This window comes from Rhizobium sullae, from assembly GCF_900169785.1.
In the GTDB taxonomy this organism is placed as follows: Bacteria; Pseudomonadota; Alphaproteobacteria; order Rhizobiales; family Rhizobiaceae; genus Rhizobium; species Rhizobium sullae.
Genome location: NZ_FWER01000151.1, coordinates 1 through 1767 on the forward strand (window position 1 = coordinate 1; position 1767 = coordinate 1767).

Annotated in this window: 1 protein-coding gene and 1 pseudogene; both read right to left on the minus strand. The window is 61.6% G+C overall.

Annotation, left to right across the window (positions count from 1 at the left end):
• Positions 1-1149, minus strand: a pseudogene (locus BN1800_RS39415) (ABC transporter substrate-binding protein); the annotation flags it as partial.
• Positions 1150-1302: 153 nt separating this feature from the next.
• Positions 1303-1767: hypothetical protein (locus tag BN1800_RS43280; RefSeq protein WP_087006338.1), on the minus strand; the 465-nt coding region annotated here is incomplete at its 5' end.

Sequence of the window (1767 nt, forward strand, 5' to 3'; positions counted from 1 at the left end):
GCTTTTGCCTCTTCGTAGTTTGGAGCCTCAGGCAGCAGTTTCGCCGAGGTACCGGGCAGGCCGTTCGGCAAGACCTGTGCGGCAGCCGTGCCATAGCCCGCGAGGATCTTGTCGACGAGAATGCCCCGGTCCGTCGCCATCGCGAGCGCACGTCNCAGCCGTGCCATAGCCCGCGAGGATCTTGTCGACGAGAATGCCCCGGTCCGTCGCCATCGCGAGCGCACGTCGAACCAGAGGGCTTTTGAAAGGATTGGCGATCGGTTCGCCCGACTGGCCCGTCACGCCCGGAAGTGTCTCTCGCGACACGTCGAACTGCACGAAGTTGATGCGTGCCGCACTGACGTTCGCGATTCTGGCGCCACGCTGCTGCAGCGAGGCGACGTCGCGCGCCGGAATGGCATCCGCCACATCGACCTCACCGGTGCTGAGCGCCGCAACCCGGGCGGCCGGGTTCTCAATGACGCGGAAGGTTACCTTCAACCAGGCGGGCTTGCCGCCCCAATAATCGTCATTCCGGGCAAGTCTGAGGTTCTCCCCGGAACTCCAGCTTTCGAATCGGTAGGGCCCGGTGCCGATGGGCGGACTGCCGGCGTTGAGGTCATCCGTCGTCTCGAACCCCTCAGACGGCCGGTTCATCACAAAAATCGAGGAGAAGGAGAGGGGCAGATTGGGGACCGTGCCGTTGGTCTCGATGAGGACGGTCAGGGGGTCAGTTGCCGAGACCGACTTGATGCCGCTCACATAGGAGCGAAAGCCGCCGCTTGGCGGTTTGAGAAAATCCCGGATGCGCTCGATCGTGTAGGCGACGTCGTCCGCAGTGAAGTCTGAACCGTCATGGAAGCGGACATTGTCGCGGAGCTTGAACTCCCATTGCGTGGCGGACAGTGGTCGCCAGGAAGTGGCAAGGCCAGGCTTCAACTCGAGGTTCTCGTCCTGATAGACGAGCCGCTCGTAGATGTGGGAGAGCAGCGAGGTGTTCTCGTTGAGATTGGCATATTGCGGATCGAGCGTCATCAGCTTGTAGGACGTTGCGATCCGAAGCTCTCCGCGTTCCTGCGCCTGCGCCGGCGTCCACGGAACGCTCCCGAGGAGGATGGAGATCAGAAGCGCGGAAAGCAGGCGTGGGCGAAATGGGTTTCCCAGTTTCATTTGAAGTTCCTTGTTTTGCTTTTTTGGTAGAGTCGGAACGCCGCGTTGGAGCAGTTCCCAACGCGTGATTTCCAAGGCGAAATGCATGCAAAGGCGCGGTTGCGCATGTCTTGTTAAGTTCCGGGATCACTCGTGTGCTCTTGAGCCACCCGTTCAGCCGTCTTGAAACTCCGGTCGGAGTTCGGGCATCGACAGGCGATTGCCTCCGCTCGCAACAGAGCCGATATCGATCTTCAGGAGGTCGGCGATGACGGAGCGAATTTGCGGCCAGGGGTCTTCTTGGCTCGTGGGGCAGGGTTCCCACCTGGTGACAGCGGCGTGGAGCTTGGCCGTTGCGCCCGCAACCGATTGCGCCGGCGTCCTCCACAGGGATTCCGCGGCCCTGTCCTCCGCGACGGATGCACGATCTTCAGCGTCGAGGGCCTCGTCGTAGGCTCGCGAACCAGCTGCTTGCTCAAACGGTGGCGGCAAAACAACCGAAAAGAGCGATCTTTCCATCCGCTGCTGTCGCGAGCTTGATTCGCTCAAATGTTGCCAAGCGATGCACCATTGTTGCCAGACCGCCAGCGCGGGATCGTCGTTGCACGCGTCGGAAGGTACGGTCTTCGGCGTGGCAAG